This window comes from Paenibacillus sp. H1-7 (assembly GCF_022354825.1).
Classification (GTDB): Bacteria; Bacillota; Bacilli; order Paenibacillales; family NBRC-103111; genus Paenibacillus_S.
Genome location: NZ_CP031168.1, coordinates 3,950,155 through 3,966,316, shown reverse-complemented (window position 1 = coordinate 3,966,316; position 16,162 = coordinate 3,950,155). Strand labels below are relative to the sequence as shown.

Annotated in this window: 13 protein-coding genes; 2 read left to right on the top strand and 11 right to left on the bottom strand. The window is 49.2% G+C overall.

Features of this window, described 5'->3' with window-relative positions:
- Positions 1 to 3 precede the first annotated feature (3 nt).
- Together DVH26_RS17525 and DVH26_RS17520 are read right to left on the bottom strand one after the other, a co-directional pair.
- Complete coding sequence (locus tag DVH26_RS17525) at positions 4 to 366, bottom strand: EamA family transporter (RefSeq protein WP_239635053.1); 363 nt, start codon at positions 364 to 366, stop codon at positions 4 to 6.
- Positions 363 to 1,136 (bottom strand): glycosyltransferase family 2 protein, encoded by a 774-nt coding sequence (locus DVH26_RS17520; RefSeq protein ID WP_239635052.1) that lies wholly within the window; start codon positions 1,134 to 1,136, stop codon positions 363 to 365. Before DVH26_RS17520 ends, DVH26_RS17525 begins: the two co-directional genes overlap by 4 nt.
- A 198-nt stretch (positions 1,137 to 1,334) precedes the next feature.
- Here DVH26_RS17520 and DVH26_RS17515 point away from each other — a divergent pair, with 198 nt between their 5' ends.
- On the top strand, positions 1,335 to 1,502 hold the full coding sequence (locus DVH26_RS17515) for a hypothetical protein (RefSeq protein ID WP_239635051.1): 168 nt from the start codon (positions 1,335 to 1,337) through the stop codon (positions 1,500 to 1,502).
- 94 nt (positions 1,503 to 1,596) lie between these two features.
- Here the strand turns inward: DVH26_RS17515 and DVH26_RS17510 are convergent, their stop codons facing one another.
- The 4 genes from DVH26_RS17510 to DVH26_RS17495 all read right to left on the bottom strand — a co-directional run bounded on the left by DVH26_RS17510 (position 1,597) and on the right by DVH26_RS17495 (position 8,351).
- Positions 1,597 to 3,330: a hypothetical protein gene (locus DVH26_RS17510; protein ID WP_239635050.1), complete on the bottom strand. Its 1,734-nt coding sequence runs from the start codon at positions 3,328 to 3,330 to the stop codon at positions 1,597 to 1,599.
- Between the two features lie 24 nt (positions 3,331 to 3,354).
- The gene (locus tag DVH26_RS17505; RefSeq protein ID WP_239635049.1) at positions 3,355 to 4,602 is read right to left on the bottom strand and encodes an efflux RND transporter periplasmic adaptor subunit; all 1,248 of its coding nucleotides are present in this window, start codon (positions 4,600 to 4,602) and stop codon (positions 3,355 to 3,357) included.
- Between the two features lie 29 nt (positions 4,603 to 4,631).
- Entirely contained in the window at positions 4,632 to 7,745 is a 3,114-nt protein-coding gene (locus tag DVH26_RS17500) for an efflux RND transporter permease subunit (protein ID WP_239635048.1), read from the bottom strand.
- 90 nt (positions 7,746 to 7,835) lie between these two features.
- Complete coding sequence (locus DVH26_RS17495) at positions 7,836 to 8,351, bottom strand: GbsR/MarR family transcriptional regulator (RefSeq protein WP_239635047.1); 516 nt, start codon at positions 8,349 to 8,351, stop codon at positions 7,836 to 7,838.
- A gap of 249 nt (positions 8,352 to 8,600) precedes the next feature.
- On the opposite strand from DVH26_RS17495, the gene DVH26_RS17490 reads away from it, so the two are divergent.
- Positions 8,601 to 9,497, top strand: coding sequence for a TetR/AcrR family transcriptional regulator (locus DVH26_RS17490; protein WP_239635046.1), 897 nt, complete (start codon positions 8,601 to 8,603; stop codon positions 9,495 to 9,497).
- 349 nt (positions 9,498 to 9,846) lie between these two features.
- Here the strand turns inward: DVH26_RS17490 and DVH26_RS17485 are convergent, their stop codons facing one another.
- The 5 genes from DVH26_RS17485 to DVH26_RS17465 form a co-directional block, all read right to left on the bottom strand.
- Complete coding sequence (locus tag DVH26_RS17485) at positions 9,847 to 12,129, bottom strand: S-layer homology domain-containing protein (RefSeq protein WP_239635045.1); 2,283 nt, start codon at positions 12,127 to 12,129, stop codon at positions 9,847 to 9,849.
- Positions 12,130 to 12,262: 133 nt separating this feature from the next.
- Entirely contained in the window at positions 12,263 to 13,480 is a 1,218-nt protein-coding gene (locus DVH26_RS17480; RefSeq protein WP_239635044.1) for a metallophosphoesterase family protein, read from the bottom strand.
- Positions 13,481 to 13,634: 154 nt separating this feature from the next.
- Positions 13,635 to 14,861, bottom strand: a complete 1,227-nt coding sequence (locus DVH26_RS17475) for an MFS transporter (RefSeq protein WP_239635043.1) — start codon at positions 14,859 to 14,861, stop codon at positions 13,635 to 13,637.
- Between the two features lie 192 nt (positions 14,862 to 15,053).
- Positions 15,054 to 15,500, bottom strand: a complete 447-nt coding sequence (locus tag DVH26_RS17470) for a DoxX family protein (protein WP_239635042.1) — start codon at positions 15,498 to 15,500, stop codon at positions 15,054 to 15,056.
- A 33-nt stretch (positions 15,501 to 15,533) separates the two neighbouring features.
- Complete coding sequence (locus DVH26_RS17465; RefSeq protein ID WP_239635041.1) at positions 15,534 to 16,127, bottom strand: TetR/AcrR family transcriptional regulator; 594 nt, start codon at positions 16,125 to 16,127, stop codon at positions 15,534 to 15,536.
- Positions 16,128 to 16,162 lie beyond the last annotated feature (35 nt).

Below are 16,162 nucleotides of genomic sequence, written 5' to 3'. Positions count from 1 at the left end.
TCACTACTTGTTAATAACCAGAATTCCGATGATAATAATGGCCGTTCCGATGAGCTTGTTCCACGTAAACGTCTCCTGCAGCAAAAAGTACGACAGAAGCACCACGTTCACATAACCTAAGCTCACCATGGGATACGCATAGCTTAGTTCCGTTTGGGTGAGCACTTTAATCCATAATAGAAAGCTTGTTCCGAATAACACCAGACCGACGACAATTTCCGGAGTCTTGAGAAGTCTGAGCATATCTTCAGGGAGAGTTTGTAAGCTTAGACCGACATCCCCCAGCTTGTTCGAGCCGAGCTTCAGTACAACCTGTCCCAATGAGCCGAGAACTACGGAAACCATAATCCATACTAACGTTTTCATACCGCGTGCTCTTTGTTCCACTTTTTATCGAACTTCACTTTTTTCAACAGCATGAAGTAGCCAATAATCGTTTTCCAGATTTTCATTTTGCTCTTGCTTTCTTTGAGATGGTATTCCAATATTAAAGGATACTCGCCTGCTTTCACTCCCATTTTGCTAAAACGGGCCATAATCTCCGCCATGCACTCGAACCCCGCACTCGTAATGAAAGGGCCGTCGTAAGAGCTCATCGCTTTGCTCAAAAATCCGACCCGGTAGCACCGGAAGCCGCACGAATAATCATTCACGTTGTCGATAGGGAAAAACAGCTTGAAAAACAGCTTCGCTCCGCGGCTGAACAGCTTGCGGTGCATGGCAAGCCCGAGCTCCTTGCCTCCTGCCGTGAACCTGGAAGCAATGACCATATCGAGCTGTTCATGAATAAGCTTCTTCACCAGATCGGGGATGATCGCAGGGCTGTGCGTATTGTCAGCGTCCAGCGTAATCAGTAAGTCCTCTTTATCATAATGATTCACGACATATCGGAACATCGTGTTCATCGCTTCCCCTAAGCCTCGGTTCGTCGGATGCGTAATCGACTTCAAGTCGACACAACAAGCACCGTATTCTCTGAGAATGGCCAACGTATCATCCGTGCTTCCGTCATTGATGACAAGGATATGCATAGGGTCATCCAGCTTAGATCTAAGCGATTCCAGCTTCAATAGCAAAATGGGCAGCACACTTCCCTCGTTATAGGCGGGGAGTCCAATAATAACATTGCGCTCCATCTGGCACCTCTCTTTCAATCCGGATTGGATCCTTGATTATTCCCGATGTTCGCACCCTATCTCCAAGTTTATTCTCCTAGTCCGCATTTCATGATTGTCCGGACACGTTACGCGGCTGACGGGTTCTGCACCTCCGGCCTGAATCCTTCGTTTCATTGCGAATGATATAACCATCCCACCAATAATGAGGTCATGTATATGAGGTTCGTAACCAAAACGAGATTGGATTATTTGGAGTCGCTGCTTCAAGCTATCGGGGACGAGAGCAAGCGGAAAGAAGCGCTATATATGCTGGAATCGATAACCCGAGATATTGAGGAAAATTATGCCGAAATAGAAAGGCCCATCCGTTTGTACGAAAAGTAAACGGACGAGCCTATAATTGCATCTGTATGCACAATACAAAAAAGCCGCGGACATCCCCGCGGCCTTTCTGTTTGTATTGCGCTATAAAATTGGATTATTTTGTATATTCGGTTACAAGACGTTTCGCTTCTCCGCCCGCTGTAGTGAAGACTTCAAACACTTTGAGAGTCAACGGCGAATCGAATTGTTGGGACGTGCCTTTGAACGTAAAGTTGTTCTCTCCGGTTACAAGACGGTTAGCTCCAATGAAGGAACCTGTGCTTGTGCCGACCAATCGGCCGGAAGCATCATACAATTCGAATTGCAGCTTGGAGAAGTTTTGATCCACTTGAATGCTCGGTTCTCTCTCAATGTCCATGATGAACTTCCCTTTGTACGAGTACTCCAGAGTTTGGATGCTGAACAAGTAAGAGACATCCCAATGGGAAACATCAAATTTGAACGGATAGACGCTGAACTTCGTATTCTCTTCTTGTTTTTGCACATCTACCCGGTACGATGCGATCGTTTGTTTATAAGGAGCTGCGGTTTTGGCGTCGACGATTTTCAAGCCGAGCCCTTGTCCTGCTTCGGACAACGGGATATTAAAGGAATAATTCACTACAATACCGGAATTCGGCAAAATCGGCGTATTGGTAATCGTTTGGCGTTGACCGCTGTACTCATAACCTTCAGGATTCAGAAGGTCGGCTTGGAACTCAGGAATCGAAATAGGCTTGTCGCTTGAATTGTTAAGTTTGAATTTGGCGGTTACGATTTTGTTGCCTTCCTCTTCGTTATCGTAGGTATGCAATTCCACCAAGGATACTTGCAGGCTTGGATGAATCAAATCGCTGCGCGTATCGAAGGTCATCGCTTCACCCAACGTATACGGTGCAAGAGCTGTTGTGCCGCCGTTGACCGGAAGCAAAATGTTCAATCGGCCCACCTGATATTGAATGACCTCACCTGGAGCTGCTGCGCTAGCGCCCGCTTGAGCGAAGGATTCCTTCGTCAGCAGATTCAGACTCGTAAGCTCCGTATCTTGATCGGTTGGAATCGCAAAGTGAATATATTTCTCTTCCTTGCTATCCAGCACCAATGCTCCCTCTTCTACCCGCTTGCCTGTGAATACTTTCGCCGCCGTCTTCCCGTCGAGCGAGAATTCCGGAATCGTTTCGCGCTTGTCCGTAGGGTTATATGCAAGCAATTGTACGACATACACGGTGCCTTTGTCCGTCGATTGCTTGTCGATATTCACCGGCGTGTACTGGATCGGCGAAGTCAGGGACGGAATTGTGAACGAATCCGACCACTTTTTCACCGAAGCGGCATCCGTAATCGGCATATCGCTTCCCTGCCAGCCAAGACCGGCAACCGGGATATTAAGGATTGGGGTTTCTTTCTTCGGATAGACGTAATAATCCACGTCCGTCCAGTTCACTTCCGCCAGCTGCACATCGTCTGTGCGGTCAATCACAGCCATGTAGCTCAGCTCCGAATTGGCCTTCGATTGAACGGCTTTAATATTCGATGCGCTCGGCTGGAGCGTATACTCGGTGCCGTCAGACGTTTTGACGCGAAGCTCGTATTCCGGAACGCGTACGATGCCGGTGCTATTGTTTTTCATCCGAATGACAACCCCAATCCGGGTGCCTTCAGGAACATGCTCGTTCAAAATGCTTTTTACTTCCACGTCCAAATTGTCGGTTAATTTATGCACGGCTATCGCTTCGGAAGCAACCGGTGCGACCGGTGCTGCTTCGTCCGCGAAAGCCGAATACCCTGTACTCATCAACGCTGCGGATACGACCAGGACTGCTGCTGTCTTCTTCATCTTGTTGTTCATTGTTTCTCCTCCTTAGATCAAATATTATTGCGCCGCAAGCTGTACTTTTTCCTTGTCCTTCAATTGATGCTGACCGGAAACGATCAATGGCTCGCCTTCCTTAAGCCCCGATAGAACCTCTTGATGCGTATCGCTCAGACGGCCAAGCTCTACCTTGCGCTTCTCCACCTGATCGCCTGCCATCACGAATACGAAGGTTTCCCCGCCTTCTCTGACTACACTCAAGGTAGGAATAGCAACTACTACTTGATCCTGATCCTCGGTCAGAAGCACCTGCGCCTTCATTCCCGGTCTAAGCTTGCCGTCCGCGTTAGGAGCTTCCAGCTCCAGGGAATACGACTTCGATTGAGCACTCATAACGTCGGCCAAGTAATTCACTTTGCCCTTAAGCTTCTCTGTAGAGCCCGGAATGTAGAACGTGAGCTCCTGCTTGCCGCGAACCAGCGCTGCGGAGCTTTCCGTCAGCTCGGCTTTGACCTTGATCGGATCAAGCTGTTGAATTTGTGCAGCCTTGAAGCCGGCTTGAATCGTCATACCCGCCTCGACCGGCAAATCCGTCATGATGCCGTTCGCCGTAGCCTTCACTTCCATGTTCTCCAGCGTACGGTCCGCTTCACGCACCGACAAGTTGGCCGATTGGAGTCCTTGCTCCAGCTGTGCGAGGGAATTGGTCGAATCCAGCGTCTTCAGCTTATTGCGGTTGCTTTCCAAATCCATACGCAAATTGTTCACTTGCGTTTCCATTTGCTCCAGCTGAATTTTGGTCACAAGGCCTAAATCATAGTCGTTGCGCATTTTGTTGTAGTTCTTCTCCGTATCCTTCAACGACGATTCGAGTTTGGCTATGCCGACCTGCAAATCCTGCTTCGAGTTGGCCAAATCTTCACGGGCTTTCACCAGCTGCGCTTGCGTACCGGAAATCGTGATTTGGGCTCTCTCCTTGTTAAGGAGCACATCCGTCGGATCCAGACGCAAGATCACATCACCTTTAACGACCGCATCTCCGCGCTTTTTCAATATCTCCTGAATATCGCCTGATGCTTTGGATATGACATCGATTTGCAAGGACGAGACGACATCGGCTACTTGCTCGAGAGGCTCGGCGATTTTTCTTTTCTCTATCTTCTCTACTTTAACCGTCTTGATTTGCGGTTCGGCCGCGGTCGGAGCCGCAGGCTGCGGAGAGCACCCTGTGAACAGGGCTGCACTAAGCAGCAGCACTCCCATTGTTTTTGAATGCTTTTGGATTGAGCTTTTAAATGTCAGGTTCATTGGACGATTCTCCTTTTCCCTTGTCTTTCTTATTGCTGAAGCGTTGCAGCATTGTTTTTATTTACTTTCTTCTTTTTCGAGAACATCCGGCCTATTCTTTCCTTCATGCCTTCGATAATTTCATAAACTACAGGCACGACAACCAAGGTAAGAACGGTCGATGTGGTCAAGCCGCCGATAACAACTACGGCCAGCCCCTTGGAAATAAGCGATCCATCGGATAACCCAAGTCCCAATGGGAGCAAGGAGAACACCGTCGCTCCGGCTGTCATAATGATCGGGCGCAAACGGGTCATCCCTGCCTTGACGAGCGATTCCCTTACGGAAACCCCTTCTTCGCGAAGCTGCTGCACACGGTCGATCAACACGATGGCGTTGGTTACAACGACACCGATCAGCATCAGAAATCCGATCAAGGAAGTAATGTTAATCGATTCTCCCGCTATGAAGAGGCCTAGGAAACCGCCGATGGCCGCAAGCGGAAGGGAGAACAGAATAACGAATGGAGCACTGGCATTGCCGAACGCAATAACCATGACCAAATATACCAGACATATGGCGGCTACCATCGCTACAGCCATCTGCCCGAAGCTTTCCTGAATATCGTCGCTGACCCCTTGAGCCGCGGTTCTGACTCCGCTCGGGAGGTCGACTTCACCCAGTGCTGCTGTAACTCTGGCGCTCACGCCGCCTTTATCCTTGCTGTCAATTTTGGCGGTAATTTTAACGAATTGCTCCTGCATTTCGCGGGAGATGGACGCCGGTGCGTCAACCTGACGAATTTTTGCCACTTCATTCAAGTTCACTGTAGATCCGGTCGGCGTTTTGATTTGGAACAATCCGATTTTATCCACCGAGTTCTTGTAATCGTCAGCCAGCATGAGCTGCGTCTTGAATGTAACGTTGTCGAACTTCAGATCGCCGAAGTCCTCCTTGCCGAGCCAGACGCGAACCGTATCGAGAATTTGTGCGGAAGACAAGCCGTATAAGCGCGCTTTGTTCTGGTCGACCGTCACTTCAACCTGCATCTTCTTCTCGTTCAAGTTGTCCTCGATTTCCTCAAGCTCAGGGAACTCCTTCATCTTGGCTTTGATCAGCTCCGCACTGGCCATTAACTGATTGAGGTCATCCCCCTTCAGCAGGTAGGAAAAGTCCTCGCCCGTGCCTCCCATGGATGCTGTCAGCAAAGTTCCTTCTACTTCAGAACCTTTCGGAACCAAGTACAAAATTTTGTCCGTAAAGTCTTTCGCCGCTTGCTTGGCATCGGTGTTTTGTGAGACGGCACCCATAATCATGGCTTTATAAGCTACGCGCTCACCGCTTGTATCCATTTGATCGTAACCGACCATCGTCTCATAGTAATCAAAGGTAGGCTGGCCGGCAGAATCTTTCGACTCTTTCAGCATAGCTTCAATTTCTTTCATCTTCAAATCCAACGATTCAAACGATGTTTCCCGAGGAAGCTTCACCGTAAACTGCACTTGCTTATCCGTCGCGCTCTCAGGCATGAAGGCCGCCGGCAGGAAAGGAACCGTACCTGCCAAAGAAACTACGAAAACCAGGAAGGAAATAAGCACTGTTTTCTTTGGATTATCAAGAGACCAGTTCAATACCGATCTATATTTCATTGCAAATTTGCCGACATGATCTTCGTCATGGTATTTGATTTTGTCGCTTTTCAATACCATAAGCTTAGCAAGCATCGGAATAACCGTCAACGCAACGACCAGGGAAGTCATCAACGCTACAACCAGGGTAATGGCAAACGGTCTGAAGATATCGCCCAAAATGCCGCCTACAAACGCGATAGGCAAAAATACGCCTGCTGTAGTAATCGTAGACGAGGTGATAGCCGAAGCCACTCTCGCCGTTGCCATCTTGATAACCGATTCATTGCGCTCTTGGGCGCGCTGCAGCTCGCTGTAAATATTCTCGATAACAACGATACTGTCGTCCACGACGCGTCCGACCGCTATCGTGAGTCCGCCGAGGGTCATAATGTTCAAGGTGATGTCCAACGGCGCCATAATGGCCAACGTTGTTAAAATAGATAATGGGATGGAGACCAAAACGATAATCGTCATACGAACATTTCTTAAAAAGAGCAAAATCATGATGGATGCAAGGATGGCACCGGAGATCCCTTCCTTCAACATCCCGTGGATCGATTTCTCAACATCGTTAGCGGAGTTGTAGACCGTCGTGAACTTGAGGTTCGGGAATTCCTGCTCCCACCCGGCCATCAACCGCTTCACTTCATTAGCGAATTCTACCGTATTGGCATCTTTACTTTTGTAAAGCGTAAGACCGATCGCCGGATTGCCGTTCAACCGGGTCACAAATTTGGAATCGGAGATCGCTTCGATTTTGGAAAGCTGCTTCAGAAGCACCGTCTCTCCTTGCGGAGTCGAAAGCCTCATATTCTCAAGATTGTAGATCGTATTCAAATCGCTCTGGATTCGAACCATCTGCGTATTCCCGTTGAAATCCGCCATACCTGCAGGACTGGTCAACAGTGCCGCCTGGATGCTCTGGGAAACTTGCGATGGCGTCAAGCCGTAATTGGTAATTGCATTAATGTCCAGCTTCAGCTTCAGCGTAGCTTCCTGCTGACCTACGGAATCGACATGGTCGATCCCTTTCATTGCGCTTAACGTCGGTTCAATGACGTCTTTATAAATGCGGTTCAGTTCTTCCTGGTTCATTCCGTTGTCGCCGTTAAGTGCAGCGAAAAAGACCGGGAATTCATTGCTGCCGAACTTCGAAACTTTAGGCTTCGATGCCCCTTTCGGCAGGATGACGTCCTGAATGGCGGCCTCTATATCTTTCTTGGCGTCATCCGGACTTCTTCCGTTAACGAGCTCGACGGTTATTGCCGAAAATCCGTCATTGGAGGTGGAATTGATTTTCTTCAATCCTTCTATACCGACGATCCGCTTCTCCAGCTTCTTCGTCACGTCCTCCATTACGTCTTTCGGCGGCGCAGAATAGACCGTGCTTACAAACACGACCGGCAGCGAAATGTCCGGCATGCTCTCCTGCTTCAGCGTCGAGGATGCGTAGGTTCCCGCCAGGAACAACAGGACGCTGATGATAATAATCGCAGCTGCGTTTTTCAGGGAAAAATGGGTTAACTTGTTCATCTCTCTACTCCTCCACTTTCTTTAATCACTTCGTCCTTCCCATCCTCATGATGCATTAATCACTCCCTTACGAAGTTTACAAATAACCCTTTATCGCAGGCGCATTCTTGCTTCTTGCCAATCTTGATGCAGCTGTCGAAGACTCGCCATCATCAATTGCTGTATTTCAGAAATTTCCTTGCATCTTTGTCTGAACTGCTTCAGAGAATCCCTCTCGACCGCGGTCATATCCGTCAACGAGCCTGAAGCCTCGAGAGCCGTCTGGACCACTTCGTGAGACTGCTTCAATTTATCTTGAAATGACCGGATCCAGGCCATGTTGTAGCCGTCGGATAGCGTATAGTAGTTTTTCCTGTCGCTGCTAGTAGGACGCTTGCTGCACAGATCGTTCCGCTCCATCGCGCGGATATGTACACTGATCGCCGCCTTCGTGACCCCCAGCCTTTCAGCCATTTCCTGAATGCTTAGCGGTTCCGTAGCGAACAGCAGCAGTGTGAAAATTTTCCCGACCAGCGGGCTATAGCCCTCGTGCTCCAAATTAAGCGACATGTGATTGCTGACAAGCTGCATGATGTCAGAGTAGGTTTGCGGAGGCAAATGATTCATAGCAATCTCCTTATGTACTACGTTGTTAACGTTACGAATGTTGCTAACGATCTTGATAAATTTGGATTGACCCTTACAAACTGACCAGTCATTCCACTTAGTAAATATATCGAATAAAACCGTGAATTACAAGTAAATTTTTTAATATAAAACGGTGAAAAATCATATTATGACCAGTCAGTCATATCTTGACTAAACATACCTTCGCGTATACAATCTGTGTATGACTATGAATCGGGAAGTGAGCCAATGAAAGATAAAAAATTGCAAATTGTGCAGGCGGCTATCAAGCTGTTCGCAGAACGAGACTACCATACGACCTCGATTCAGGATATAGTCAGTCTTGCCGGCGTAGCGAAAGGCTCCTTCTACTTGCACTTTCATTCCAAAGAAGAGCTGTTAATCTCGATCTACAACTATTATTTCGACTTGATCCGGGCCGGTTTTGACCAGGCGTTGTCGGATACCGCTGCCACCCCGCGCAAACGGTTGCACAAGGCCATCCTCCTGCAATTCGACTTCGTCGTTGGAAACAAGGAATTTTTATCCATGCAGCAGGTGAATGGTGCGGCGTTCATTCAGAATGCAGCCGTCAAGGAGCTTCTCCTCGATCTAGGGGCCCAGGTTCTGGAGTGGATCCAGAAACGGGTCGTCGAAGTGTACGGACCTGAAATTGAGCCTTACTCCTGCGACTGTGCGATCATGCTGCACAGCTTAATGAAGGAATACATGTTTTACTATTTCGGCTATAACGTTCCTATGGATATCCCCCAGCTAACGGAATTTATCTTGGATCGTTTGGACGATCTAGTCCAGGGTATCCTCTCCAAACGCCCTGCCCCTATCATGCCGGATATCGATGCGCTTAAGCTTCACTGCCATTGCATTAAAGAGCCGGACTGGCAAGCCTGCGCTGAGCAGCTTACCCAATGGATCCGCGGACATATCCAGGACAAGAGCGCTGCCGAAACGATGCTCCAATCGCTCAAAGCGCTCGTGGAGGAATGGAAGAAAGATAAGCCGAACGAGGTTATCGTTCAAGGCATGAACAGCTACCTGCTTACCTTGGGAAAAGGGCATAAGCAGCTTCGCGAGCAGCTTGAGAAGCTGTTCGCTTTGAAGGCGGTCGCAGCCAAAGCCGATTAGACTGATTTGAAATGGTTCTTGCAAAGATGACTTCATGTCATCTTTTTTATTTGTCCAGGCTTCTTGAAATTCATTTCTCCGCTAAACCTGCCGGCCTTGCCGGGGAAGAGCTAACTCATTTATTTGTTTACGAAGGAAGTGCCGCATCCGTTCCATAAAATACGATCCTCTGGCCGATGCACAAATATTGGTAAAATCCACGGCTCCTTAAGGAATGCTCCTTTGAATGATACCACTATGAATCCAGTATACATGGGATTATTCCGTTTAAATTGTTTTTTCCCAAAAAAATAAGGCAGGCTCCTGTCTTTCCGACATGAACCTTGCCCGCATATGGAAATGCTTATGGTTATTTTTTGTTCCTAATGTCCATCATCTTGACGATCCATACCGCCGCCTCAGCGCGAATGGAAAGCTGTTGCGGGGCAAAAGCTCCGGTGCTTCTTCCTCCCACAACGATAATTCCGTTCTTCTCGGCAGCGGATACCGCGCCCCTTGCCCACTCGGGAATATCGGCATCATCCGAGTAATCTGTGCTCGGATCTGCAGGCAGCGGCATTCCTGAAGCTTTAAATACCATAGTAGCCATTTCGGCGTGAGTGATATTCGCATCAGGACGGAACGTGCCGTCCGAGTAGCCGTTCACAATGCCAAGCTGAACCGCTTGGGAAATCGATCGCTCGGCCCATGGCTGGATGCTATCGTTATCCTGGAATACCAGCTCCGAGCCTTGTACCCCGGGCTTTAACGCATTCATTAGCATAACCACGAATTCAGCTCGGGTCACATTTCCGTCCGGACGGAAAGTAAAGTCGGGGTAGCCGTTCACGATTTGGAGCTCAAAAGCTCTTGCTATTTCCCCTTTCGCCCAATGTCCCTCGATATCGGTAAATGCTTTCGTTTCAGGCTTCTCCGTATCCGGCTGTACCGTGACCTTGCTTGAAGCGGTGAACCCTCCATCTTCCGCTGCAGCGGTAACCATGGCGGTACCCGGAGTCATCCCCGTGACCTGGCCTGATTCATTGACCCGGGCAACAGCGGGATCGCTGCTGCGCCAAGCCATCTTCTGGTTCGATGCATTTACCGGAAGCACAGTTGCCGTAAGCTTGCCGACTCCGCCCTCTTTTACAGTCAGTTCGGCACGATCCATGTTAATGCTCTCTACCTCGATCGTGTCAGGAGTAGTTGATACCGTGACCTCGCATGACACAGAGAGCCCGCTGTCATCCGATATGGCCGTGATAATCGCCGTTCCGGCGGAAATGCCGGTCACCTTGCCTTCACTGTCCACGGAAGCAACTCCGCTCTTGCTGCTGCTCCACGTTACTTTTCGGTTAGGCGCATTTTCAGGAGACAACGAAACCGACAAGGCATCACTTTTTCCGACCTGTAACGTCAGCTTGGGTACATTCAGAGCGATGTCACTGACTTTTACCCGCAAGGCGTATAAAGTTAATTGCGTTTTCTTCATTCCGATTGCATAGACGCTTCCATCCTCACTGACGGCCGGAACGTTAATTCCATCCGGTGTGTCGAGAACGTATCTCCACTGCAGACTGCCGTCATCCGGATTTAATGCTTGAACCATGCCGTCGGCTGTAAGGAAATGGAGCGTGCCGTTCGTGCCCTTGACGACTTGTGTTATTGCTTTGCCAAAGCCCGTTTTCCATTTCAATGTGCCATTGGAATGAAGTGCATATACGGTCGAATCCGCTGCTCCGAAATAGACCGTTGTTCCGTCATTTCCAATCACGGGTGAGGTAGGGATTCCTTTCAAGCCGTATTCCCATTGCTTCGAGCCATTGGAGTTTAGCGCATACAGCTTGCCGTCCCCCGCCCCGATATAGATCGTGCCGTCCGTACCGATAACCGGTACCGTGTTAACCATTCCCCCGGCTTTAAAGGTCCATTTGATGCTGCCATTCGGCTTGATGGCATAGAATGTATCGCTTTCATTACCCGCATAGATCGTTCCGTCTTGACCTATCGACATGTAGGCTGTGGTGGTATGTCCTACTTTCGAAAACCATTTCTTGGTACCGTCTGCAGGATCCAGCGCATACAGCATACCATCGTTTGCTGCTGCATACACGGTTCCGTCCGTCCCGAATACGGGCTTGGAACTAACTGGTCCCAAGGATACCGACCATTTTGGCGTACCGTCCGGATGTATGGCGATGAAATCCCCCTCATTGTATTTGGAGCTGCCCGCTCCGATGTATATCGTGCCGTCAGGCCCAACGGTCGGCGGACTTAGCAAAGGACTGGGGGGAGAGTAGTCCCATTTCTTCTTCCCATCTTGCGTGCTGGCAGAAAGAACGCCTTGGAACCCTACATAAATAAAATAATTTAACCCCAAATAAACCGTACCGTCCGATCCTACGGCTGGAGCTCCTAAGGGACTGATCAGCTCTGGGTAAGGTGCGCTCCAAACCAGACTGACATTTCCTTTATTTGTAATAGAATTTATCAGCAGATCGGTTCGAATACGCGGAAAATAGTTCATATCAGGAATCGTGAGCTGCGGAACAGCACCGGCCGAGTTGGATGCAGGAATGACAGAAAGCCCGACGATACACGAAATCATCGCAGCTCCTACCTGCTTTATCAGAGTACTCCGATTGGTTAGCATAACGGATCTCCTCTCTTACACTTCCCCTTACATAGGTACAATAAAAATACCTTCACCATATCACAGGTAAAGGTATTTCTATTGCTTCTGTTTGCTAACGTATGCAGTGAATCGTCATTCCATGCCAGGGAATTTACTTCACGATCTTTTCCTGCTTCTTGTTTGCCGGAATCGGCTCAGGGGCCGTGCTTTGATCGTTAGCGGTAAGATCAATGCCGAAATCTTTGGCAAACACCATATGCGTATCGACTAGGACATTGTCCGTGTTCTCATCAAGCTGGAATACCCTGGCACCGCGAAGCCGGTTGCGGTCAGCGCCTGGCAACCCGTACGTGCCAAATCCTGCGCTTCCTGCATAACCAAGCAGCACGCCGTAGTAGTTGCCATGGTATGTATTGACATGATCATGCCCGCAGAAGACGCCTTTGACGTCGCCTCGCGCCAAAATGGCCGAGAACATGCCGCTGTTAATCGGACCGGGACATTCGTCTTCGTTCCGTTCGCCCACAATCTGGTGTTTGGCTACCGCTCTTGCATGGTCTGCCTCGGACCTGCCGTCTACGCTGGCATACCACATAAAACGGTGCTCCCATAGAGGAATATGGATGAACATGAGCGAAGGCACTTTGCGGCCGTTCTTCTCCTCCAGCTTTTTGGACGTTTCATAATACCACTTCACTTGATCTAACCGGATCCAGTCCCAAGTCGGATACCCCTCGAAATTTTGATTGGCAATCGTCTCCGGCGCATACCTTCCGCTGTCCAGCAGCCATACATTGAAGGCCGGCTTCGAGCCTTTGGAAGAACGGATCAGCAAGTTGCTGTTCCCTGTCCCGGTAATACCCCGTTCCCCAGGTTCGTTCACGTTATGCTTGTACGCCATATAAAATTTCAGCATTTCCTCTTCGTTGAGGCCACCCTTAGGAGTTGAATCTTCGTCATGATTTCCGAACGTTACGGCCCATTGGATTCCACGCTGCTCCATAGGCTGGACGACATTGTTCATCGCTTGCTTCATTTCTTCAGCGGTATCGCAGCCTCCGGTGATATTATCCCCGTTCAGCACTACCAAATCCGGCTTTTCCGAATCAAGAACCTTCTCCATCAGCTCCACCGTGCGACGATCGATATTTTCGTCATCCTGAGTGTCGTTGAATTGGACGATCTTGAACTTTCCTTCTTGGTTGAATTGCAGCTTCGTATTATCGTTGGGTGCGGCATGCGCCTCTCCACCGCCCAACCATTCGACGGGCATCACCGCAGAGCCAAGTGTTAGAGCGATCGCCCCCGCTCCGCCGATCTTTATAAATTCCCTCCTGCTCACACTCTTATTTGCTTCATCGTGACTCATAGTACATAATTACCTCCACTCATGTAATTATTGGGAAAAGCCCCTCCCCTCTTCAATGTAACGAAACAATGTAAAGTGAATGTAACCCCGGTCTAAAGGTTATGTAAATCAACATGAAAAAAACATAAGGAATAGGCTCCTTATGTTTTTCCTTTTAAACTGTATATCCACGAACTTCTTCATCCTTGGGCAGCATTATGGCCAAGATGCCAAGCAAAGGCAAATACGCACACATTTTCATAATGAAGGCAATGCTCGTTGCGTCGGCAATCCACCCCAGCACGGCAGAACCGAGTCCCCCTAAGCCGAAGGCAAGACCGAAGAACAGGCCGGATACGAGACCGACTTTGCCTGGTAACAGCTCTTGCGCGTACACGACAATAATCGAGAACGCCGACGATAGGACGAAACCGGCGCATACGCACATGACTCCGGACCAGAACAGATTGGAGTATGGGAGCAAAATCGAGAAGGGCGCCGTTCCAAGGATGGACAGCCAGATGATGTTTCTTCTGCCGTACCTGTCGGCCAATGGCCCTCCGAAGAACGTCCCTGCCGCTGATGCTACGAGAAAGGCGAATAAAAACAGCTGAGCGTGCTCCACGGTAATTCCATAATCATTGATCAAGTAGAATGAATAAAAGCTCGTGATACTCGATATATAGACATGCTTCGAAAAGACAAGAAATACTAGAATGACAATGGCCGCTATAACTTGATTCCGGGACAAGCCTTTAACGCCCGCTTCCAATCCGGCTGTATTTCGGGCTTTACGAGGTTGAACCGGCTGACGGCTGTACCAATTCGCTACATAATATTGAATAACGATAGCCGCTACGGCTGCAAAGGTAAACCAGATGACCCCGAATTGCCCTAACGGAACGAAGATGACCGCCGTCATAATGGGACCTAGCGAGCTGCCGATGTTGCCTCCAACCTGGAATATCGACTGTGCCAGCCCCCGCTTTCCTCCTGCTGCCAAGTAAGCGACACGGGACGATTCCGGATGGAAGACGGCCGAGCCTACGCCCATCGCGATTACGGACAATAAAATGACGATAAAATTCGGTGCGACCGCTAAGGTGACGATACCTACCAAAGTGAAGCAGACCCCTATCGGCAGTATGTAAGGCCTTGGCTTTACATCCGCATACATCCCGATAACAGGCTGCAGGAACGATGCGGTAATGTTCATGGCGAACGCAATGAGACCGATCTGGGTATAGGTTAGGTGCAAGGAGTCCTTCAAGATCGGAAACAACGCCGATATCGTCGACTGCATCGAATCGTTCAATAAATGTACGATGCTGATTGCGAATAAAATCGGAAAAACGGTTGATGGTATGGGTGCTGTCGTGACAGCTGTTTTCGCCACGTTCATCCTTCCTCTCTCTGTAAATGATTCTTCTGGAAGGTAAGTTACCTATCCGAAATTAGTGTATTCAGCGATTATAGCACGGCTTGAGAGCAAGTCAACACCATTTCTTATATATTTTTGTAAAGAAAATGGAAAGCGATTGCCCCTATTGGTGCAAAAAAAATCCCGCCATCGGCGGGTGGGTTTCAAAGGATACTACACAATAACGTTGCCTGCAATCCAGATTGCGCTTATGAAGACGACTTGCAAAAAGGTCCGAAAACCAAGCGGCGTAGCCGGTCTGCCGCCGAGCGGAAGCTTCTGCTTCGCCGCCCTGATGTTCGCCGGAAACATGGCTAACAGCATAATGATCAGCAAGACCGATGCAGCCTGTGATGCAGCCGGAATGACGATGGCGGCGGCTCCCGCGATCTCCAGTATTCCGGTCACAGTTACGATCCAATCCGGACGAGGAAGACTCGCCGGAACCATGCGGATCAAATCGGGACGAAGCCTCCCCCAGTGAGCGGATGCCGTTATCAGGAGCATGCACCCAACAGCGGCCCGCAAACAATGGATCCAGCTGTCGAAATAATCGAGCCCCGCCAACCCGGCAACCCGAAACAAAAGAAACGTTCCTACCAGCACAACGAAAGGCGCCATCTCTCTCCATCCTCCTCTATCGATTTAGAAATACTAGCTTCTTGGTTGAAGCAGACGAGTGATCAATTCCGTAAAATCCTCGGCTCGAAATGCGGCCGAGTCCGTTTGAATGAATCCCCTTACCCTCAGGCCCATCGAGATAAGGACGAACAAATCGGCTGTTTTGCCGGCATCGACTGTCTGCGGGATAACTCCGTGCTTCTGCCCTTCTTCAATCCACTGCCTGGAAACCTGCAGAACATGCTCGTAAAACTTGGTAATTTCCTTAACGGCAGACTCATCGCTCTTCCCAAGCAAATACATAAACACTTGATTCGTAACATTTTGCGAATCCTCTAATGTGGGCAAATTTTGGCTGATCCCGCTCATCGGTCCGGCAAACTCCTGGTTTGCATCGGCCACTCCTTGGTAAAACCGGCTGTTGGTTTCCTCCAGACTTTGCTGCAATACCATTGCCAGCAGCTCTTCCTTGCTTTTCACATAATGAAATATCGCTCCTTTGGACAATCCCGAACGTTCCATAATATCGCTGAACGTCGTTTTCTCACATCCTTTCTCCCGAATCAGCTCGATGGTTGTATTCAATAGAAGCTGCTGCGTCTGTTGACGTTTCAATTCACGTTTCATAGGGTAGCTCCTCCAATGGTTCGAATGAGTTCATT